The organism is Kribbella sp. NBC_00482, assembly GCF_036013725.1.
In the GTDB taxonomy this organism is placed as follows: domain Bacteria; phylum Actinomycetota; class Actinomycetes; order Propionibacteriales; family Kribbellaceae; genus Kribbella.
In genome coordinates this window covers 4155016-4175020 of sequence record NZ_CP107881.1, presented here as the reverse complement: position 1 = coordinate 4175020, position 20005 = coordinate 4155016, and the positions used below count along the sequence as shown (strand labels likewise).

General features: G+C 65.2%; 18 protein-coding genes, 1 other RNA gene and 1 pseudogene. 3 read left to right on the top strand and 17 right to left on the bottom strand.

Annotated elements, in window-relative coordinates; all coding sequences use genetic code 11:
• Positions 1-105: 105 nt before the first annotated feature.
• From OHB24_RS20570 to OHB24_RS20555, 4 genes are all read right to left on the bottom strand, one after another.
• Positions 106-825, bottom strand: a complete 720-nt coding sequence (locus OHB24_RS20570) for a DUF6338 family protein (RefSeq protein WP_327640695.1) — start codon at positions 823-825, stop codon at positions 106-108.
• 502 nt (positions 826-1327) lie between these two features.
• Positions 1328-1972 (bottom strand): hypothetical protein, encoded by a 645-nt coding sequence (locus tag OHB24_RS20565; RefSeq protein WP_327640694.1) that lies wholly within the window; start codon positions 1970-1972, stop codon positions 1328-1330.
• Between the two features lie 103 nt (positions 1973-2075).
• Complete coding sequence (locus OHB24_RS20560) at positions 2076-2240, bottom strand: hypothetical protein (RefSeq protein WP_327640693.1); 165 nt, start codon at positions 2238-2240, stop codon at positions 2076-2078.
• 75 nt (positions 2241-2315) lie between these two features.
• Entirely contained in the window at positions 2316-2771 is a 456-nt protein-coding gene (locus tag OHB24_RS20555) for a dihydrodipicolinate synthase family protein (RefSeq protein ID WP_327640692.1), read from the bottom strand.
• 139 nt (positions 2772-2910) lie between these two features.
• On the opposite strand from OHB24_RS20555, the gene OHB24_RS20550 reads away from it, so the two are divergent.
• Positions 2911-4140 (top strand): hypothetical protein, encoded by a 1230-nt coding sequence (locus OHB24_RS20550; RefSeq protein ID WP_327640691.1) that lies wholly within the window; start codon positions 2911-2913, stop codon positions 4138-4140.
• A 414-nt stretch (positions 4141-4554) separates the two neighbouring features.
• On the opposite strand, the gene OHB24_RS20545 is transcribed toward OHB24_RS20550, so the two are convergent.
• The 8 genes from OHB24_RS20545 to OHB24_RS20510 form a co-directional block, all read right to left on the bottom strand.
• The gene (locus OHB24_RS20545) at positions 4555-7551 is read right to left on the bottom strand and encodes a DEAD/DEAH box helicase (protein ID WP_327640690.1); all 2997 of its coding nucleotides are present in this window, start codon (positions 7549-7551) and stop codon (positions 4555-4557) included.
• A gap of 48 nt (positions 7552-7599) precedes the next feature.
• Positions 7600-8310 (bottom strand): restriction endonuclease, encoded by a 711-nt coding sequence (locus OHB24_RS20540; protein WP_327640689.1) that lies wholly within the window; start codon positions 8308-8310, stop codon positions 7600-7602.
• Between the two features lie 948 nt (positions 8311-9258).
• Entirely contained in the window at positions 9259-9756 is a 498-nt protein-coding gene (locus tag OHB24_RS20535) for an RHS repeat-associated core domain-containing protein (RefSeq protein ID WP_327640688.1), read from the bottom strand.
• Entirely contained in the window at positions 9747-10079 is a 333-nt protein-coding gene (locus OHB24_RS20530; RefSeq protein WP_327640687.1) for a hypothetical protein, read from the bottom strand. Before OHB24_RS20530 ends, OHB24_RS20535 begins: the two co-directional genes overlap by 10 nt.
• Positions 10080-10465: 386 nt before the next feature.
• Positions 10466-11053, bottom strand: a complete 588-nt coding sequence (locus OHB24_RS20525) for a hypothetical protein (RefSeq protein ID WP_327640686.1) — start codon at positions 11051-11053, stop codon at positions 10466-10468.
• 390 nt (positions 11054-11443) lie between these two features.
• The gene (locus tag OHB24_RS20520; RefSeq protein WP_327640685.1) at positions 11444-12172 is read right to left on the bottom strand and encodes a hypothetical protein; all 729 of its coding nucleotides are present in this window, start codon (positions 12170-12172) and stop codon (positions 11444-11446) included.
• Positions 12173-12892: 720 nt separating this feature from the next.
• A complete protein-coding gene (locus OHB24_RS20515) occupies positions 12893-13702 on the bottom strand; it encodes a hypothetical protein (RefSeq protein WP_327640684.1) in 810 nt (269 codons plus the stop codon).
• A gap of 426 nt (positions 13703-14128) precedes the next feature.
• Positions 14129-14317 (bottom strand): helix-turn-helix domain-containing protein, encoded by a 189-nt coding sequence (locus OHB24_RS20510; protein WP_327640683.1) that lies wholly within the window; start codon positions 14315-14317, stop codon positions 14129-14131.
• A 121-nt stretch (positions 14318-14438) separates the two neighbouring features.
• On the opposite strand from OHB24_RS20510, the gene OHB24_RS20505 reads away from it, so the two are divergent.
• Both OHB24_RS20505 and OHB24_RS43330 read left to right on the top strand, forming a co-directional pair.
• Positions 14439-14930: a helix-turn-helix domain-containing protein gene (locus OHB24_RS20505; RefSeq protein WP_327640682.1), complete on the top strand. Its 492-nt coding sequence runs from the start codon at positions 14439-14441 to the stop codon at positions 14928-14930.
• A gap of 46 nt (positions 14931-14976) precedes the next feature.
• Positions 14977-16002: pseudogene (locus OHB24_RS43330) on the top strand (site-specific integrase); the annotation flags it as partial.
• Between the two features lie 147 nt (positions 16003-16149).
• On the opposite strand, the gene ssrA reads toward OHB24_RS43330, so the two are convergent.
• The 5 genes from ssrA to OHB24_RS20480 form a co-directional block, all read right to left on the bottom strand.
• Positions 16150-16527: a transfer-messenger RNA gene (gene ssrA, locus OHB24_RS20500) on the bottom strand.
• Between the two features lie 85 nt (positions 16528-16612).
• Positions 16613-17173 carry a DUF1707 and DUF4870 domain-containing protein gene (locus OHB24_RS20495; RefSeq protein WP_327640681.1) on the bottom strand — a complete coding sequence of 187 codons (561 nt, stop codon included), beginning with the start codon at positions 17171-17173 and terminating at the stop codon, positions 16613-16615.
• Between the two features lie 82 nt (positions 17174-17255).
• Positions 17256-17966, bottom strand: a complete 711-nt coding sequence (locus OHB24_RS20490) for a hypothetical protein (RefSeq protein ID WP_327640680.1) — start codon at positions 17964-17966, stop codon at positions 17256-17258.
• A gap of 39 nt (positions 17967-18005) precedes the next feature.
• Positions 18006-18479, bottom strand: coding sequence for an SsrA-binding protein SmpB (gene smpB / locus OHB24_RS20485; protein ID WP_327640679.1), 474 nt, complete (start codon positions 18477-18479; stop codon positions 18006-18008).
• Positions 18480-18500: 21 nt separating this feature from the next.
• Complete coding sequence (locus OHB24_RS20480) at positions 18501-19946, bottom strand: M23 family metallopeptidase (protein ID WP_327640678.1); 1446 nt, start codon at positions 19944-19946, stop codon at positions 18501-18503.
• Positions 19947-20005: the final 59 nt, after the last annotated feature.

The window sequence follows — 20005 nt, the reverse complement described above, 5'->3', positions numbered from 1 at the left end:
AGATGGTGAAGCTCGATCGCGCCGGAGTCGGCTCGCGACGCGAGGGCGCCTGCCCGGAACAGTTCGGCTGCGGCGGCCGGCGTGACACGCGCGATCCATGCACCGTTAGCCGGCGGATGCATGACCGGCGCCATTCGGGGCAGGTGAAGGTGCATTTGCCTCCACATAGGTGACGGTGATGAGTTGCATTCGATCAGCACTGACCGAAACCGCATTGACGTTCGGAAGAACCATCGCCTGTTTCGCACCGGCCGCGCGGTAACTGATGTCGCCATGCAGGGTCAGTTCGCGGTCCCGTGTCTCGACGGCCAGCGTACTGAAACTGTAGAGGTATCCCGACACATAACCGCCATCGGTGAGAAAGCATCCTACGTAGACTCGCGTGTGCGGATTTTCGTTGAACAGGAGCCACCACGCGGACTGATTCGGATTGCGGCGCGCATGCCGATCCAGCCGGTCGCCCGCAAAGCGACGCACAAGTGCCTGCCACCGAGCCGATCCGGCGGCGGACGCGAACGCCGCCGCGACCATCAGGAACGCGACGAACCACAGGGACACCAGCACCGCGTGCTGCGCGAAGTATTGCCTCGGCGTTTCCACGAATTCACCCACGTGCGGCGCACGGATGGAGGTCAGAGCACCGAAGAGTGCTATCAGCAGAATCGCGAAAAGGTCGATCAGGACGCCGCCGAACAGGATTGTCAAGACCTCGTCGAAGGCCGACCGGCTGACCTCTGGGTTGTTGAAACGAACACGCCGCTGGAAAACGTAGCCTGGAAAGGCAAGCGCTATCAGAATGACGAGCGCGACAACCGAGGTCGGCATCGATCACCCCGCCGCAGGAGACCGCTGGACCCGCGGTCCTTGAAGAGTAAGGTGCACAGACAGAATGATCGATCCCCCTTCAACCCAGAACTACCGGAGGCCGCATGTCGAACCCGACGGAGGATCCTGACAACGCCTACTACGAGGAGGAGGAAGACGGCGATCGCGAACCCGGATCGGAACTCGGAAACCGAGTGCAGAACTCGAACATCAACGTGCGTCCGCCAACTTCTCCGGCGCCGCCCCCGCCCCCACCGGCACCCAGACCCAAGTAGCCGCAGTCAACCCTTACGATGCTCCCCCATCCCCCTGACTGACGGTGACGATACAGCGCAGCCTCCAGACCAGCAAGCAGTCGGATCAGGTTGCCCCCAGATCGCTCGACCACTCTGACGCCGACACGCGGCGGTGCTGGAGGAGGCACCGGACTCCTGTCCGTGTTCGCGTTCACCGCGCATGCGGCGGATGTCCTCGGACACGGCAGAAGGGGCGTCGGGCTGGGTCAAAGCGGAGCTACGTCATGCAGAACCTTGAACAGATCTCGGAGAGCTGTCACGAACGCGGAGCGCCTCTCGCTGAGGAGCTTATGGGCTGCGTCGTATCGACGCAGGTCAGCGCTCTGCCACTCGACGGGGACACGAAGAAACTCAGGATCCGGCTTGGTTCGCGGACCGGTGTCCCAGGTCCACATATTCTCGAGAATCGCTCCTGAGTACGCTTGCGCAGCCGAGTCGACGTCATTCCAGGAGCTACGCAGTTTCCGGTAGCTGATCGACCTCTGGTCCAAGCTCCAGGCGCGTACGCGATCCTCGATCTGATGTGCCGCAGCTGCTGAGAAGTGGTTGTGGTCGGCATGCTCCACAAGGTAGGTGAAGAACTCGCTGTCCACAGACCACTCGGCCAGCCGATCCTTGACCAGACCGTGATCCTTGGCATCGGACTTTGCTCTGACCCGAACGTGCGTCTCGATTGAGGAAATCACTGGCAGCAGGATGATCGCCGCAGTTGCAACGATCCATCCCAGGAGGCCGTGAGCGACCATCCATTGCCGGACCTCTGGAAAGAAGACCGCGACCAGACCCACTATCCCACCGACGGCGGCGCCCCAGTTGGTGACTCGGCTCGCCAGTTGACCTAGCTTCGACACATCGCGGACTCTATCTGCTGCTCGCTCATGGGTTGCCCCGAGGACCGCGGTCGCACCGTGAAACACCGCAAACTCGCCGCGATCAGCCGGACGGCCGCGTCGGTCAGCGCGCCGCACCGATCGACAGCACACCGATTCCGAGTTCGGCAGCAGTCACGAAGTAAGACAGCAGGTACTCGTCGGACCCGATCGTGATGCCCACGGTCGAGGGAATGGCTGCCGGGAGCACGGCGAGCATGACCAACGCGGCCAGCGTCACCACACCCATGGACGGCAAAGGTCACACATTCGGCACGCTCACCCATGACCGCATCGCATCATTGACTGATGGCTTATCTCCCCGTCAGCCGCCGAGCAGGTACTCCGCCCCAGCGGCCAGCAGCTCGTCGATCCGCGCGATCCGCGCGATCCAGGTCGCTATCGGTTCACTGCGTGGCGGTCGTATGTGTGTCGAGGTGAGAAGACCGCGACGACGCATGACGTACTTGCTCGGCGCCGGGTTCGTCTCGACGAACCAGAGCTCCACCAGCAGGTGCAGACCGAAGTGGATTAGGCGAGCGGTCTCCAGGTCGCCGTTCGCCCAGCTGTCGTGGAGCTTCGCGGAGGCTGAAGGCGCGAGGCTGATGGTGACGCTGATGAAACGCGGTACACCCGAGCGCCAGCAACGGTAGGCACAGCAGCTCGATGCCGGACACATCGGAGCTTGGGCCCGCAGCGATACGACGCGGTCTCGAGCGCGACCTCCCGCGCTTTCGGCGAGGAGGCGATCCAGGTACTTCTGGGCTAGTTCGATGCCCATCGGGTGCAGTCCCGAATTGCAGGTTCCGCTGCCGATCGCGATCCCGGACTCGGTTCCGATGCTGGTCTCAACGAGCCCGTCGACTTGCTGACGGCGCTCCCCCGCTCCCTGCCTCCCCGTACCATGCCACGATCTCCCTATGGTGGCGATCCTGTCGTGTGGACCCGATGACGCGGACACGCTTGACCGCAGGTCGGCGTTCAAGCAGAGCATGGACTACTCCGAGGCCTGGCGGGCCGGCACCTGGCAGGGTAAGGACACCCATCTCGCGCTTCTCGTCGATGAGCAGACCGGCACGGTTCGCTGGCTCGCTCGAGCCCGGGCCGGTCGGCGGGTGACCAGCAGAGATCGGGCTGTGATGCTGTCCGAAGTCAGCGCTCTCGATGAGGAGCCGTCCCTGCAGGAACTCCGCCAGGCGCTGCCCGCTCGTCACCGAGATGTCGTACGAGCGAGGGGTGTTCTGTCGCCGGCCGCCGGCGAGGCAGTGGTGAAAGCGTTGCTCAGCCTGCTGACCTTCTCGCAGCACCTCGTAGAACGCTTGGGCCGCCCTACAGCCACGATCCCTCGCGGCCGGCGAGGCGAGTTGCTCAATCAGGAACGTGATGCCACCGGGATGCTGCTGGAGTTCGAGGGCATCGACCGGAGTGCGCTGCGAGACTGGCAGCCGTCCGATGTTGCCGACGTACCGTTCCTGGCAGGCCTTCCGGAGTACAACGAACGCGAGGACGCGCTCATCGCGCACGACGTGGAGCTGTTCTCGGACTGGACCGCGGTACCGAACAGAAACATCGCGTGGAGAACATTCACCGATGGTCCACGGCGGGTGCACATCATGAACGCCAATCGCACACCGGTGGAACACACGACCGGAGTCGACGTCGTCTACCACAACGAGGCTCGCAATTCGTTCGTGTTGATCCAGTACAAACGGATGATCGCGGATCGCTCGGGTACTCAGAAGGAGCTCTTCTACCGGCCGGACAATCAACTGACCATCGAACTCGAACGCCTCGGCAGGATCGACGATCTGTGCCGCGATCAACCGGGAGAGTTCCGGCTGTCCTCCTCCGCAGGCTGGCTGAAACTGTGCGACCCCGATCCACGGACCGATGACCCACGGTCGCTGATCAAGGGGATGTACTTCGCACGGGAGCACTTTCTCGAACTGCTCGGGACCTGCAAGGGCCCGAAGGGCGGGCCGCGGATCGGCTACTCCAACGTCTCGAGGTACTTGAACAACACGGAGTTCACCGGGCTTGTGCGGGATGGCTGGATCGGCAGCCGTGGGGTCGCGACGGAGGAGATCGCACGGCTGATCAGAGAGTCGCTGGAGACGGGGCATGCGGTCGTCGTGGGCGTGAGCGCGTAGATCCGTCCTCGACACCCGGCCACCCAGATGGCAGCTCGAGTCTCCCTCGCGAAGCTGTTCGGACTGCGCTCGCCGTACAAGTTCCTGAGCTCGAGACGTGTCTTCGCGAGTTGGGCCAGGGATCAGCCCTGCACCTCAGTTGCACGAAGCGCGCGTCGCTACGCCAGCGGCTGACGTTGGCGACGACCACCGGTCCGCCGGCGGCCTCAGGAAGTTTCGAAGGCGTCGAGCTTGCGAACCTCCTCGACCAGTTCGTCCCAGTCACGGGCGAGCGCCATCCGGCGATCGACGACGTTCTAGTCGCTGAACTGGTCACTCACTACTGCCCGCTGCAGGCCGAACAGTCGGCCGCCGCACCCGGACGATGAGTATGGAACCTCTGACACCACTATCGCGACAGCGCAGTGGCTTGGGTCAGGCGCTGCAGTGAACGAGTAGGCTCCCAGAGCCGACCTCTGCGATGTACACCTCGGTACATGCAAGTAGATGCAGTACTGCCTCGGACGCCTTGGTCTGGCTCAGACCTGGCTGGATGAGCACGATCTCGAGCGTGATCGCCGACCTGGAGACTTGGTCACCCAGGCGGTAGAGGTCATCCACCGTCCCTCGTTCGAGGCCGGACAATCGTCCGCCACCGACACGCAGACGCTCGCGGTGAATGAGTCTCTCGATCATCGCGTACGGATCGCTGCGATGCCGCACGCTCTTCTGCGCTTGACCGCAGAGTTCGTAGAAGTCCGCCACCCGGCTGCCAGGGGCATCCCCCGAGGAGTATTTGCAGTGCACCAGCCGTGCGAACAATGTGTCTCCGTCATGTCGCAGCGCGACGATATCGGCGACTTCGCCGGCCCCGTCATCGTCGACGACCACATCCCATTCCTCGCCGAGCAGCCACTCGAGCGCGCGGGCCTGAACGCAGGCCGGATCACGTTCCTGGCCTCGGGATTCGCGGCGGATGTCGATGCCGGTCCAATCGACTGGCACCAGTCGACCCGCGTCGAAGGGTGGCAGGTCACGCTGCGGCCGCAAGAGCACGCCTGGCGGTTCGACAACGGCGTCGTCCTCCAGGAGGACCCGGAAGCCGTAGCGCGCGAGCAGGCTTGACAACCCGGGCGCCGACCGCGGACGCCGCACCACCGGATCGGCGTCGATCGGCGTGACCGTCATCCCGTTGTCGTCCACGTCGACTCGGTATCGGGCCTCCCAACTGGGAGTACGCACGGCCACGATCGGAGGCCCGGGCGCAGGATCTACGATCGCCAACTCGGCGAGGACAAGAGGTACGGCGTCATCGCCGAGTTCGATCATCACGCTGTCCGGATCGGCCTCGAGCAGCTCGACCGGCCATTCGACGCCAAGCGCGACCAGATCCGGCCACGTCTCGACCACCTCCGGCCGGATAAAGCCCGCGAGAACGGCGTCGATGTCGATCGATTCGTCCGTCAGCCTCGCGCCGATCTCGTCGCACCAGTCGACCCAATGCTTCAGAGTCGGGGCGGAGCGGTAACTCCAGATCCGGCCCTTTCTCGACGCACCGACGCTCGTCCGGCGGCCGCCCTCGTACCCGGTCGCGAAGATGTTCGTCTGCGACTTGGTTTGTGCCTCGACCGTCGGGAAGCCTTCCGTCACGTCGGCCCCGGCATAGCTGGTGAAGCGGCGCCATCTGTTGCGACTGTCCAGCAGCCCGACGTTGGTCGGCACCCGCCGTTCCAGGGGCGCCATCGTGCGAAACACCGTCGTACCGCGGATCAGCTGTGCGTCGCGACCGCACAGGGCGGCGGCCTCTGGCTGGTAGTGGCCTTCGTTCGCAGAGCAGTTGATGTACAGCAGGCCCTGCTCGCTGTCCCAGTAGAAGACATACAGCTCGTGCGACACGTCCTCCACCGCCGCCAACCCCTCCCACATCATCGGCCGGCGATCCTCGGTGACGAACCAGAGCACGTGCCACTCCGGGTTGATCAGGAATCGGCCGGTGAGCAGGCGCTCAGCTGGGAAGCGCTCCGCCAGCTTCTCCGGCCTCCACTCGTCGCACGCGGTCCGATAGACCACCGTGCTCATCTTCGGGAGCGGCGCCCGTACCGGCAGGCTGACCAGGTCGCCGGTGAAGCCGCCCTCGAACTCGTCGATCGCCTCCTGTTCGACGATACGTTCTTCGCTCAGATCGCGGATGAGTTGGTTCCAGTCGGAATCCTCGCGGTAGAGCTGCTGCAGCGTCTCGTCGATCCTGCCCGGCCTCCGGGGAGCGACCACGCACGCGGGCCCCACCGTGTCGCTGGTACGCGCGAACCGCCCGATGAACTGGAGCGTCACACCGAGGCTGCGATGGACGTCATGGAGCGCCGCGATCTTGAGTTCCGGGAGGTCGTACCCCTCACCGAGCATGTCGACACAGACGATAATTCGTCCGGCTCGCGAGTCCAGAGCAGCACGCGCCTGCCGGCGCGCAGGTGCGCCGACCTTGCTGTGCAGGAGCTGCGGGTTCAGGTCCGGTGCTAGCTCGGCGTACAGCGCGTGCAGTCGATTCGCCGCGGCGATACCACTGGCCCTGCCCATCAGGAGATGGTCGAACCCGTCGTCCAGATCGTTTCGCAACCGCGCGACGGCCGCCTCGGCAACGACGCGATCGGTGTCGGTCGTCGGGGTGATCGACACGTAGTCGATCGTCGAGTAGATACCCAACTCTTGGGCTTGCTTGAGGCTGAACGAGTAGACGAACCGTCCGCCGAGGCGTTGCGAATCCCGCCGGAACGGAGTGGCGGTGAATTGCACGACCGGTTTACCCGCGAACGATTCCCGAATCCGGTTCCAGGTGGTCGCCGGTATGTGATGGGCCTCGTCCACGAACAGGTTGCTGTACTCCGCCAGGAACGCGAGCCTGATCTCCTCGGATGAGGCCTCGAGCGCCGACGGCGTCGTCACTACCACGTTGCACAGCTCCGCGAACTCCTTGGCATTGTCGACGGAGGTGAAGGCATGCATCACCCTGCCCACGACTGGCTTGCGGGCAGCTCGTCGCAGGAGGCGCTTGCCCGGCAGCACTCCCAGCGACATGAACTTGTCGGCGATCTGGTCGCGCAGCGGGTCGGTCGGAACAACGACGATCAGCCGTGGAATCTGTCCGGCCACGAACAAGGCGATCATCGTGTCCGTCTTGCCGGTGCCGGTCGGCATCACCACCGTCGCCGGCTCCGAACGGTTGCGCGTCCAGTAGGACAGCACCGCGAGCAACGCGCCGTACTGCGGGCGACGCAGTCCCCCGCTCAGCGCCTCGTCCCATCGAAACGCCCGCCGGTAGCTCCGTCGAATCGTCTCCCTGAACCTTCGACTCAATGCACCGGCATCGTCACCTCGGTACGTGATCCGGTTCCTGTCGATTACCTGCTCCGTCGACGTCAACGCATCTGACTCCATACCCTGCCGACAACTCCTGCGGATGCCCCTGGGACGACCGCGCTTGTCTCAGCGCTCGAACCGGCTGAGGTCGATCGACAGCAGGTTGGCAGCCTTGCGATTCGAGACCATGATCGCCTCGAATTCGTGCATGAACTCCGAGTTGACCGATCCGCCCGAGTCCACCAGTAGACGCGACAGCCTGGACGAGTTCTCCTTGAGGATGTCGAGCACTTGCTGAGCGACAACCGCCCAGTATCCACCTTCCTGTCGAGCGCGGGCCGCGTAGTCGAGGATCGTGCGCATGACCGCCGGCTCTTGATCGACCATGGCTTGCACGGAGTCCTGGACCGATCGATGAAGTTCGAACATCTCCGGGCGCGATCCCACATCCACGTTCGCGGTCGCCGCCAGCGACTTGGCAGGTCCGTTGACTGCGGCGACATTTCCTGCCACGTCGTACGAGAACAGCGCAACACCTGCGGAATCGGCGAACGCAGATGCGGCCACCGTATACGCGCTGAGCGAGTAGAAGATCGCCCATTGCCGGTCGTACGCTGCTCCGCGCAACTGCTGAACCGCCGGAGCTCCGACCGGCGCCTGCGAGTAGTACTTGACCTGGGCCACCGCCTGCTCGGCTCGAACGTCGATGCCTCCGTCAGTCCCGGCCCTGGTAACGGCCGCGTCGGCGAATCCGAGGGTCTTCATATGCCATGCGGCCAGACGCTCCGCCTCTTCCCACGTGTCGACGATGACCGGACTTGCCGGCGCGGGATCCACCCGAAGCTGCCAGAACTGCCAACCGGCAGGTGGCGCGCCCCAGGCAGGATCAGGTTGCCAACCCTCATTCGGACTCCAGCCGTCAGGAGGCGGCGGCCAATTCGGTGGCGCGACCCACGTCCACTTCTGTTCCCCGTCCAAAGCCCCTCCCCCAGCGGAATCTCGTCTGGCCAGCATGCCACTTCGCGCCGACAGTCGCGCCCAAGCCCGACGATATCGAGGTCAGCGATCGGATCAGATCCCGTATCGCCGCGGTGAACGGAGTGCCCTGGTCGCGAGAACAGGGCATCCCGTCCCGTGTGGGCCTGAGGGAGGACGCCACACGTTGGGAGGTTCTCTCACCGTAGGGATCTGAGCAACGCACGTCGCGGGTCAACCGCTTGAACGGGACCGATCGTGATCGAGTGCGACAACGCGGGTTGTCGACGGGCATGGGGTGCTGGAGGACGTTGCTGCAGGCCCGGGAGCGCGAGATCACCGACACCGACGAAAAGTTCGTTAACGCCGGTGTCTTCACTCTCGTGATCGGACCGCGTCCGCCGCACCGGCAGGTACGGCAGACCTGGCGCCCTGGTCAACCTTCCGCAGCACAACACTGATGAACGCTCCCAGACAGCTCAGGAATACAACTCCAATCCATCCGAAGGCGGTCATAGTGCCGGCACCTCCACCGAGCGCCACGTATGCGGTCAGTGAACGCACACCCAGGAAGAATGCACCTAAGAGCACGAGCCCCCAGAGCGGCGGCCGCTGCAAGGGCTCCATTCCGATCCCTGGGCGAACCTGGGGCGGCACGAGCTGACCGCAAATGCACCGCCAGCTGCTACGACGGTCCGCAACAGGAACGACTGGACGAACAGTAAGAGGACCAACGCGAGGACGCCGATCGCGACAACGATCAGGGCTGAGTGCCGTGAGATAGACATACAGTTCCTATCAGAGATCTGGTCAGTTCGGCCAGACGCAGGAGTCGTAGTACGACCATATTGCGACGAGCAGGTCGATGATCGCGAAGACCAACTCGACCGCGGCGAAGGGTGCGGCGGGCGTTTCCAGCCCCATGATTCCGGCTGCGACGCCGGCAAGACCGAGCCCGAACATAAGGATTGAAGCTATGCACCTGCCGTACTTCCGAACCTGGTTGCCGGGAACAGGATCCCCTCTGCGAACCCGGGCCCGCAGTGCGCGAACCCTCTTCAGCAGCTTGCGGGCGTTCTTCATCACGCGCTTCGCGTAGCGAATCAATCGACGTTTCTGTGCCCGTGTCAGCTTGCCGTCGCCGGTGCCGCCTCCGCCTTCTGCACGTTCCTTCTTGCCATTGAGGTCGGACCGGTTGATCGCGTCGGTGGGATACGTGTACTGGTTCGCGTTTCCGCGCCTGACTGGGTCGACAGAGGTGAACAGGCCGGTGCTGGGGTTGTAGACGCGCGCGCCCATCAGCACCATTCCGGTCGGGGTTGTGGCTCGTTGGCTCGCCCCACCCAGCCATAGTTCGTCGATCCGGTGGACGCGGTGTTGGTTGCGGCGGCGATTCCGAACTCGTCGAAGTTGTTCCAGCCGTCGATCCCGTCGGCTGCCGAGTTGGACGGTGGCGCGTCGCCGGTACTGACGATGTCGCCATGCGGATTCGAGATCGTGAGCTGTCCACCGCCACCGTCGACGGTCAGCGCCAGGTAGTTTCCGACGAGCTCGGCGTATCTGCGGATATTGGTGCCGTCAACGACCCAGGCTGGGTTGGCTGACTCGCCGTTGAAATGGTTCGTGACCACGGTCGTCCTGGATCATCAACACACCCGATGCGCCCGATCTGGCCGCCGAGCTCGGCGGCACGGTCCGGACCACCTACTAGCGCAATGGCTCACGCGTCGAGCGGATGGAGAGTCCGCGGCGTCGGCAACGCCGCTGCAGAATGCGCGATAGCGGGACTTCTCGAAGAGATTTCGGGAGGACATGTCGGATCGGCGACGGGTGTCGGCCCGTCGGCCACCGAATACGCCTACATGACCACAGCAACCGCCGCCTACCGCGCCGACCACGACCACTTCGATGTCCGCATCGTCTGCAGGGCAACTTCCCGGGCGGCATCGCGGACCTGCACTCCGCTTCACGGCTACGCGACGGCCTCGTCGCCCGGCTCAGCTACTCGACCGCATTGTCAGGCCGGGATCAGCGTCGGCTCGAGGCGGACCAGTCCCTCGGGCAGGGCGTCGGCCCATTCAGCCATCTCAGCGGTGACCCGGAACATCATCGCCGCGATGAACGGTTGAGCCTGCTCATCCGAGCCGGTACCGAACGATTCCAGGCGCCAGTCTCGCCAATTGGCATGCAAGACGTCGTACACCTCGTCGATCTGAGCGCGGGTGAACCGGCTGGGCACCACGCACAACTGTCGTGGCAGTTTCGGCGACAACTGCCGGATCACCGCGTCCACATCCGTGGCAGCGACAACCACCACTTCCTGCTCCGGGGAGGGACGGAAGATCGCCAGGTGGACGATCGGTCCGGACGACTCGCGGTCGCGGAGGTCAACGTCCAACTCGACCACACCGTGCCGCCAGCCACCGGGCGGCGGCGGGCACGGCGGATCCCTCCGAACGGCACGCACCTCCCGAGCAGGGATCTCCGCCGACAACACCTCGACCTCGATGCTCTCGTCACCCCAGATCCCAACCACCGAGACGTAGCCCAAACCTCGGTTCGCCGCGATGCCGGCAGCGACCGCCTCGCCATCTGCCCCGATCAACCGAACCGACCGATCCGACTTCCAACCCGGTGCTTTCCACGTCAAATCATGCACGCGGGCCAAGTCCAACCAATCACCGTCCGCCCCGGCCACGAACCGCCCCCAAGTCCGAACCCTGTCCCCCACCCCGAACACCAAATCCCTCGCCGCCATAACTACATGCTGCTCCGCCCGAACACTTTCGGCATGCCCCACATCCCGTCGTACCGCAGCACCGAGCCTCCAGGGCTACCAGCTCGGCGTAAGTCTGCGCCGACTCAGATAGTTCCTCGGCGGGCCTGGGCGAGGGCTACCCCCACACGACCTCGACAACGGCACCCGCACGACGTACGAACGCGAACGCCTGATGCCTCGCTATCGACTGCTACCTTCGCCGACGGCTGAGTGCCATCAATCGCCGTTCGAGTTCCCGGCCGTTGGCAGTGCGCTGTCCGTTGACCCGACCCACGATTCGGGGGCTGGACCGAATGCGCGACGGCCGGCTCTCACCGCCAGAGCGGCGAGCGCAGCGTTGGCGCCGCCACCAATCACAGCGCCGATGCCGAACGGCGCCACTCGGCCGAGAACGATGATCCCCTGTTTGGTCCCGTACTTCGTGACGAAGTGCTTCCCCAACACCTTGTTGATCTGACGCAACGTCTCGACAGGCACCTTGGCAACCACCTGACGTCCCCAGTGCTGCCCAGTACGCTCGGCGACCTTTCCAATAGTCGCAGAGCCGGACCCACCGAGCATGATTCCCATGACGATCGTCCGTCGGCGCTCGAGCTCATCGATTGGAACTCCGTGTACTTCGGCGATCGACAACGCGAAGAGCGCGCTCAACTCGAGACTCGACAGCCCCTCGCCCGCCGAAAGCGCCAGTGCGACTCCCGTGCCGACACCAGGCGCGGCAGCAACTCCTCCGACTGCAGCACCAGTCCCGGTCAAGGCGCTGACGTACATCCGTTCCAGACTGCGGATCACCTGTTCTGGTGTAGCGTCCGGGTTCTGCTGACGAGCTCGGGCAACGCTCTTCTGCACCAGTGAGCTCTGAACGACGATCGCCTTGTCCAGTACGTCGAGAATTCGCTGCCCAGCCGCCCCCACCCCCGGCGAATCGTGCGCATCTGTTGCCATGCCTTGAAACCCCCTATGTCGTCACGTCCCGACCGAGTCTCCCACCGGACCCGGACCCCGCGTCAGATGAACCACCCTCCGGCCACGAGGCTGGAACCAGAGAGCCAGAGCAACCGTCGGCAGGACACAATTGTCGCCCTCCTGCGAATCCATCCACCACCGAACCGTGCCTACGCCGATCTCAGCGCAGTTTCGATGGCGGATCGTGGCTCGGGGCCCCAGCGGTGATCCGCAAGATCCTCGTTATGCGCCTCCTCATCCTCGGCGGTAGCTGGTTCCTAGGTCGAACGCTCATTGTCGAGGCATTGGCTCGAGGATGAGCGGTCACCGCGTTCTCCCATGGACGAGCTGGGTTACTACTTCGGCGCACTCGACTTCGCCGTGACTCCAGACGGGCGTTCGGTGTGGCGACCCGGGGCACGGCCACGGAGTCGCTCCCGGAATCGGGCGAGAGACCTTCTCGTTACGAGGAAGTACTACAGCGTCACATCTGCTCTCTACCAGCGCTTTTAGCAACACGGCCGTCCCATCAACCGCGAGATCCATAAGTAACTGTGGGTCAATCTGTCAGCGCGGTGGACCCGGATTCACGTGTGCGTGCTGCTGCCGGATCGCAAGGTTGCTGTGCCGTACGTGTAGCTCAACCCCAGCGATGCGCGGCGTGCGGAGGTCGGCGGGGCCGGGCGCTATTTCGCCGTGCGGCCGGCGTTCACGCAACCATCAAGAATCAGCCGGCTGGTCGAGCTTGCGGTTGACCGCGGCAACCAGCGCAGGGTTGTCCTGCTGCCCCGCCCACTGGACGAAGTCAACCTTGTCCGGTTCCGGGTGGAGACGAGCCAGGGTGGCGAAGTACCACTCGCCGATCGACGCGTTCGACACCAGCAGAAGCGGCAACGGGCCGTACGCATCGCTGACCAGTCCGGACATCTCAGCGGGCCCGATCACGGAGCTTTTGGTGAATCGCATCTGGACGGCGAGTTCCCGCCCTCCTCGCCGCAGCCGGGTGGCCCAGCTGCCATCGAGCATCGCGAGGTCTCCGACGTACTCGTCGGGGAACAGATGCCGCAGTGCGGCGCGCAGAGACTCCTCGTACGCGTCGCTCCTCTGCTGGTCGGTGATCACGTCATAGAGGGCTCGCCGCGTGGAGGACGGCAGCCGCGGCTGGATCCTCTCCAGTGCGGCGGCAACGTCCTCCTTCGCTTGTGACGGCACGGACGGGTTCTCGAGTACGCTCCGCGTCACCGCATCGGCGATCCGGTCCAACGCGATCTCGTTGTCACCGACCCGCAGGCTCCTGAGGCGTTGCCCGGATGCTGCGAGATACCCGAAGAATGCCCCGAGCGCGAGCAGGACGGGCACGCCAGCGCTGCTCGCGTCCTTCGTGAATACTCCGACCACGCCGAAACCCGAGGCCGCGGCACCAGCCAAGCCGAAGGCGACGCGGGCTAGCCAGCCGAGCGGGCTGGAGGACGTCGGGTCCGCTGGCTGCTTGGACTGCTGGCCGGACTGCTGATGCGCGTTCGAGCTCACAGCAGGTGATCATCGCGCAGCGGCCGGTGTCGCGCCAGACCAGGGCGACCCGTGCACGGGGACGTTCGGGCACGGGCCGCCGTCGGGTGGGCTAAGCGACGTTGAGCTCGGTCTGTGTTTGTGGGCCGAGGAGGCGGCGGTGGCGTTTGCCAAGAATGAGTGGACGAGGGTTGTCATGCCGCCTTCGTCCTCGAAGCACAGCCCGGCGCCTGAGTCCGTCGCCATCTTCGATGACGAGCCAATGCTCATCCTTCCGGCGGCGATCTCCGCTTCGTTCCGCTCAGTGGCCTCGCGCGCTGCTCGCGGGGAGCTGACGCCTACGAAACGCCGCAGTCCTGCGAACCGATCGGTGCAGCACCTGCCCGTATGTGCACAGCCGCTCCGGATTAGTCAGCTCGACGCAGCCCCACCGATTGGGCGACTCGGTCAATCGGTGGGCTGGCTTTTGAAGTGTTCCTCGATCCAACGGTCGAGGAGGTCTTCGTCGAACATCCGGCGGCCGGCGATGAGCGCGGAAGGAGGGGCGGTGCCGTTGTGGACCATCCAGCGGAGCTGGGCCTCGCTGCGGCGGAGGCGGTCGGCGGCTTCCTTCAGGTGGAGCAGCTTCCGCGGCATCTCTACTCCATTTCCTAGTTGACGAAGACTATGAAACGTAGTGTACGGTCTTCTCTAGTAGAGCCCAACTAGATTTGACAGTACGGTGTGATTCGTGGCTGACAGGGAGCGGTTGATCGGTGTGACGGTGTCCGTGCTGCGGGATGGCATGCCTCAGCAGGCGGTGGCTGACGCGATGCGCGAACGGGGTCACCGGTGGAGTCAGTCGACGGTTTGGTCGGTCGAGAAGGGCGAGCGCCGGCTTCTGCTGAGCGAGGCGGCCGACCTGGCGGAGGTGCTCGACGTACCGGTCGACGCGCTTCTGAAGCGGCCTGATGAGATCGGCTTGCAGAGCGAGATCGCCGGCCAGTGCCGGACCATCGGGATGCTCTACAACGAGACGATCTGGACGATGTACGAGTTGTCTGCAGCGCACACGGCATTGCGGGACCAGCTTGAGCAGGCCGAGCACAAGGGCTTTCGACTGACACTCGTCACCGAGGCGACGATCAACGATGTCAAGCAGATGACGCCAGGACATGCGCTCGAAGAAGCAGAGAATCTGAACGACGCGGAACCGCCGCGGACGCGAGAGGATTTCGACGCCATGCGGAAGGTCGCCGAGCGTGGCTAGACCGCCGCTGCCGGTCGGCACGTTCGGCGACATCGACTACACGACGATGGCTCCGAAGAGGATCCGGGCACGAGCGCGGATCCGCGACTACGACGGCCGCACCCGTCCGGTGACGCGGTACGGCACGACCAAGGCAGAGGCTGGACGCCGACTGAAGGAGGCGCTGCGGGACCGGATCGGACCCAACACGGGCGACATCACCGCAGACACGAAGATCCGCGTACTAGCCGAGGTCTGGCGCAAGGAGATCAAGGCGTCCGACCTCGCAGACGGCAGCAAGGAGCTGTACGAGCGGGACCTGGACCAGAAGGTGCTCCCGGAGATGGGTGAGCTCACGATCCGTGAGGCGCGCGTCCCCCGCTGCGACGCGTTCCTGAGTTCGGTCCGGACGAACAGCGGGCCGAGCAAGGCCAAGACCTGCAAGACTGTGCTCAGCCTCCTGATGGCCCTGGCCGTACGGCATGGAGCGATCGACGCCAACCCGGTGCGGGAGACCGGGAAGATCCCCCGCGGCCACAAACAGCCGAAGGCGCTCACCATCGACGAGGAGACCACGATCCTGACCGAGGTCAGGAACGACGAGCAGGCCCGCGTCGGCGAGGATGATGTAGCCGATCTGATGGAGTTCCTGGATGGGACCGGTATGCGGATCGGTGAGGCGCTCGCCGTACGGGCCGATGTGATCGACCTCGAGGCGGGCGTGATCGAGGTGAACGCGACCGTCGTACGCCTCAAAGGCAAGGGGTCCGTGATCCAGCTACGGCCGAAGACGGCCGCCGGTTGGCGGATCATCGCCGTCCCGCCGCACATCGTCGCGCTGTCCCGCCGGCGCCTGACCCTGACGTGGCCGCGGAATCCGCTGGGTCTGCTGTTCCCGCCCCAGCTGGGCGAGGCGCGGAACCCGTCGAACGCGAACCGGGACATGAAGGCGGCCCTGGTCCGGATCGATGCGGCGCTCGCCTGGGTAACGTCACACGTCTGGCGGAAGACCGTCGCGACCAGGCTGGACGAGGCCGGCCTGACGGCCCGCGAGATCGCCGACCACCTCGGGCACGCGAAGCCGTCGATGACTCAGGATGTCTACATGGGCCGGGGTGTGGCATCGGCCGCCGCAGCCACCGCGCTCACACCGAAGGCGACGCGGCATAAAGTGGTCGTTAAGTGGTCGCAGACAGCGGAACGCCCAGGTCGATCGTGCTCTGACCTGGGCGTTCTCAAGGGGTGGAGGTGGCGGGAATCGAACCCGCGTCCTTCGGCGTCGCTCCAAGACTTCTCCGGGCGCAGTCTGAATAGCGCTTTTCTTAGCCCCAGCGTTTGTACAGACATCTCGCTGACAGGCTCAGTCACTGTAAATGTCCCGTGCTAACCCCGTGACCGGGCTAGCAAAGCAAGCTCTCTAAATGAGGCCAGGAACCGGGGCGAGAGCATCCCCGGGCTGACCACCTCTTTAGGTGCTCAGGCCGTCAGGCGGCGAGAGCGAGGTCAGTGCGCTTAGTATCGGCACTTGTTGGTTTCCAGAGATCGTTAACGAGATAACCCTGGATCCTCGGCCCGCTTCTCTTGCAACGTACGTCCAAAGTCGAAACCGTTCACCCCCTGTTGAGTTGTCAAACTCCCACCCGTACCGCGGTGGAAGATCCACACTACCAAGTCCAACAAGCTGCCCGCACCTGACATTCCTCCTACTTGATCAGGCGCAGGGTGAACGGGTAGCGGAACTTGTTGCCGGCCGCGGTGGCCAGGCCGCCGACGCCGGTCAGCAGGAACCAGAGGATGCCGAGGATCGGGAACAGGAACGACACGAACCCGTCGGTGATCCCGGTCGCGATCCCCAGCAGCGCGAACGCCCCGAACGCGGTCAGCTGGAAGTTCAGCGCCTCGACGGCGTGCCGGCGTACGGCGGGATTCTTCTGGCCGGCGGTCGCGACGACGAGCGCCGGGCCGACGAACGACGTCGGGTACCCGAGCCAGTGCGCGATCGTGCCCATCCCGCGCCCGTCGCCGCGGTAGGTCTGCAGCGGCGCCGGCCGGGTGAAGGCGGCCGGGGCGAACGTCGGGACCGGCCGGGAGACCAGCCCGTCGAACGAGCTGTTCAGCTCTGCCCGGGTGCGGGCCTTCAGGGCCTTGTCGAGCCGGAGGTCGAACTCCATGTGGTCCAGCCGACCGTCGGCGTACATTTCTTTCAGGATCTCGACGCCCCGGTCCCGTTGGGCCGGCGTCACCAGCAGCTCTGATGTGGACATGTCTCCACTGTGCGCGCCGCCGGCCGCTCACCCCATCGGGTTCACCCCGGACGCGCCCCTGACCGGACCCGGAAGGCCCTGATCAACCGACCTGTCGGCCGTAGTCGGCCAGGACGAAGGGCGGGATCAGGTCGACGACACCACTGAGGACGGGCAACGCCGCCAGGGTCTGCGGCACGGTCCACGGCTTGGAAGCGAACGCGACGACCAGGTTGCCGGAGAATCGCAGGTCCACCGGCGGCTGGTCGAGCAGCCACTCCATCATCCGGGGATGGAGCATGGCCGAGACGTAGCGGGGATCCGCGCCGGTCACCCGGAACCGCTGGTTGAAGGCGTCGCTCTCCACGTCGACCCGCGCGACTGCGCCGGCATCGAAGAGAGGTTCCGGACCGACGGCCAGGTCCGGGAGCTGGACGGGCAGCTCGATCGCGACGAGATGGTTGACCCAGGTGGTCGGCAGGTAACGGCCCCTGGTGGTGTGGACGAACTCGGCCATCCGGATCGGGCGGCCCTGGTACTGGCCGACCAGGATCCGGCGCAGGTGCCCGTCCGGGGCGAAGATCCGGCAGCCGGCCGCGAGTAGCTGCCCGTCGACGTCGGCCCCCGGGAGCCAGCCGTACCGCTCGGCGCCTGCCTGCTCCTTGGCGAGCTTGGCCTTCGTCCGGTCGACCCACGGACCGCCGATCCGCAAGATCAACCAGCCGACCACGACGATCCAGCCGATGAACAGGCCGAACCCCGTGAGGAGTCCGACCACGGCGTCGAGCCAGCCAGGCAACGCGACAGGGAGCACGGCCGCAACATAGCCGACCCCAAGGTCCGTGCGGGGAACTTACTGCCGTCGGCGGTCCGAGAGGGCGCGCTGGGCTTCGCGGTTCGCCTGGCGTTCGGCCAGGGCGTGGCGCTTGTCGTAGTCCTTCTTGCCGCGCCCGGTGGCGAGCTCGACCTTCGCGTAGCCGTCCTTGAAGTACAGCGACAGCGGGATCAGCGACACCCCTTGCTGCTCGACCTCGTGGATCAGTTTCTGTACTTCGTCCTTGTGCAGCAGCAGCTTCCGCGTACGGCGGGGCTCGTGGTTCGTCCACGTGCCGTGCTTGTACTCCGGGATGTGCATGCCCTGCAGCCAGAGCTCGCGCCCGCGGACGGCGGCGAACGCGTCGACGAGGGAGGCCCGGCCCTGCCGGAGGGACTTGACCTCGGTCCCCGTCAGCACCAGCCCGGCCTCCACCACGTCCTCGATGTGGTAGTCGTGTCGCGCCTTACGATTCTGCGCGATCGGCTTCTCCCGGCCGGACTGTTTCACCATCCGACCAGTATCTCAGACCGTCTACAACCACTTCATGGGATTAACCACGCGGCCGTCCTGGTAGACCATGAAGTGCAGGTGGCAACCGGTGGAGTAGCCCGTGGTTCCGGCGTACCCGATGATCTCGCCCTTCTGGACGCGTTCACCGACCCCGGCCTTGTACCGCGACAGGTGGTTGTAGACCGTCGTGATCGACGACCCGCCCATCACACCGTGTGAAACGAAGAGCCGGTTTCCGTAGCCACCGTTGTAGTACTTGTCCGTCACCTTCCCGTCGGCCGCGGCGCGGATCGGCGTACCGCAGGGGGCGCGGAAGTCGGTGCCGTCGTGCAGCTTCCAGTAGTGCAGGACCGGGTGAAAACGCATTCCGTACGGCGACGTGATGTAGCTGCTGACCGGGTAGGCCAGCCGCCCGCCGCCGGAGGACGGCGGATCGTCCGGAATGTCCCGCGGTTTCCGGTTCTCCTTGCGTGCCTTCGCCCGCTCCGCCTTCTCGGCAGCGGCCTTCCGGCGCGCGGCGGCTGCCTTCTCCGCCTTCGCCCGCGCGATCAGGAGCTGTTCGACCCGGTTCCGCTCACGCAGCAGCGAGTTGTACTGCGCCAGCTCGGTGTTCTTCTCCTTCTCGGCGGCCTTGAACGCGGTCAGCTTGACCTTCGCGATCGCCGCTGCCTCGGCCCGGTCGGCCGCGACCTGCTTGGTCAGCTCGGTGACGCGCTTGACCGTTGCGGCGGCCTCGGCGCGAGCGACCTCGGACTCCTTCTCCGCGGCCGCGACCTTGACCCGCTTGCTGGCGAGCTGCGCCTGCGCGTTGTTCAGGTTGGTGATCGCGTTGCTCTGGATGCCGAAGACGTTCCGCTGGACCTGCATCCCGGTCGCGATATCGGCCGGCGCGGCACCGCGCAGCGCGATCGACAGGCCCACGAGGCTGTTCTGCTGCTGGTACGCCGACCGTACGGCGCGACCCGCGACGGACCGCTTCTCCGCGATCAGCTTCTCGCCGGCCTCGACGTCGGACACCGCCGTACGCAACGCCGCCTCGGCCGCGGCGAGCTTGCCCGCGGCAACCGCGTCGGCGGCCTTCGCAGCGGCGAGTTGCCCCTGCGCGGCGGCGTACCGGACCTGGACTGCCTGGTACTTGACGACGGATTGGTTGTACGCGGCAACGGACTTGCCGAGCTGGTCGGACGCGTCGTCGAGATCGGCCTTCTGCTGACCGAGCTGCGCGTCGAGTTGCTTCTTCTTGGCGACTGGATCCGGCGGTTTCGCCTCCGCGGACGGAGCGGACGGAACCGCCGCCAGGACACCGGCGGACAGGGACAGGACAAGGCAGCAAGCGGCAACCGCCGTCTGCCGGCCCGGCGGTCGCTTGCGTGATCGCGGGTTCGGCGCGGTGGAGGTGCCGGTGCTGTCGTCTCGCTTGATGCTCCCCCGCTCACGCGGGTTCGCACCGGGGAAGTGCGGGACCACAGGTCGACCCCTTGCTCTGGATGAAATTGTGCGGTACAGGAGTTACTCGTGTGACTCCT

What these genes read in the sequence shown, in the direction of transcription:
- OHB24_RS20535 (WP_327640688.1), bottom strand. Translation starts at nt 9,756, where the DNA reads ATGGTGCTGATGGGCGCGCGCGTCTACAACCCCAGCACCGGCCTGTTC.
- smpB (WP_327640679.1), bottom strand. Translation starts at nt 18,479, where the DNA reads ATGGTGAAACAGTCCGGCCGGGAGAAGCCGATCGCGCAGAATCGTAAG.
- OHB24_RS20560 (WP_327640693.1), bottom strand. Translation starts at nt 2,240, where the DNA reads ATGGGTGTGGTGACGCTGGCCGCGTTGGTCATGCTCGCCGTGCTCCCG.
- OHB24_RS20495 (WP_327640681.1), bottom strand. Translation starts at nt 17,173, where the DNA reads ATGTCCACATCAGAGCTGCTGGTGACGCCGGCCCAACGGGACCGGGGC.
- OHB24_RS20510 (WP_327640683.1), bottom strand. Translation starts at nt 14,317, where the DNA reads ATGCCGCGGAAGCTGCTCCACCTGAAGGAAGCCGCCGACCGCCTCCGC.
- OHB24_RS20545 (WP_327640690.1), bottom strand. Translation starts at nt 7,551, where the DNA reads ATGGAGTCAGATGCGTTGACGTCGACGGAGCAGGTAATCGACAGGAAC.
- OHB24_RS20570 (WP_327640695.1), bottom strand. Translation starts at nt 825, where the DNA reads ATGCCGACCTCGGTTGTCGCGCTCGTCATTCTGATAGCGCTTGCCTTT.
- OHB24_RS20550 (WP_327640691.1), top strand. Translation starts at nt 2,911, where the DNA reads ATGGTGGCGATCCTGTCGTGTGGACCCGATGACGCGGACACGCTTGAC.
- OHB24_RS20555 (WP_327640692.1), bottom strand. Translation starts at nt 2,771, where the DNA reads ATGGGCATCGAACTAGCCCAGAAGTACCTGGATCGCCTCCTCGCCGAA.
- OHB24_RS20520 (WP_327640685.1), bottom strand. Translation starts at nt 12,172, where the DNA reads ATGGCAACAGATGCGCACGATTCGCCGGGGGTGGGGGCGGCTGGGCAG.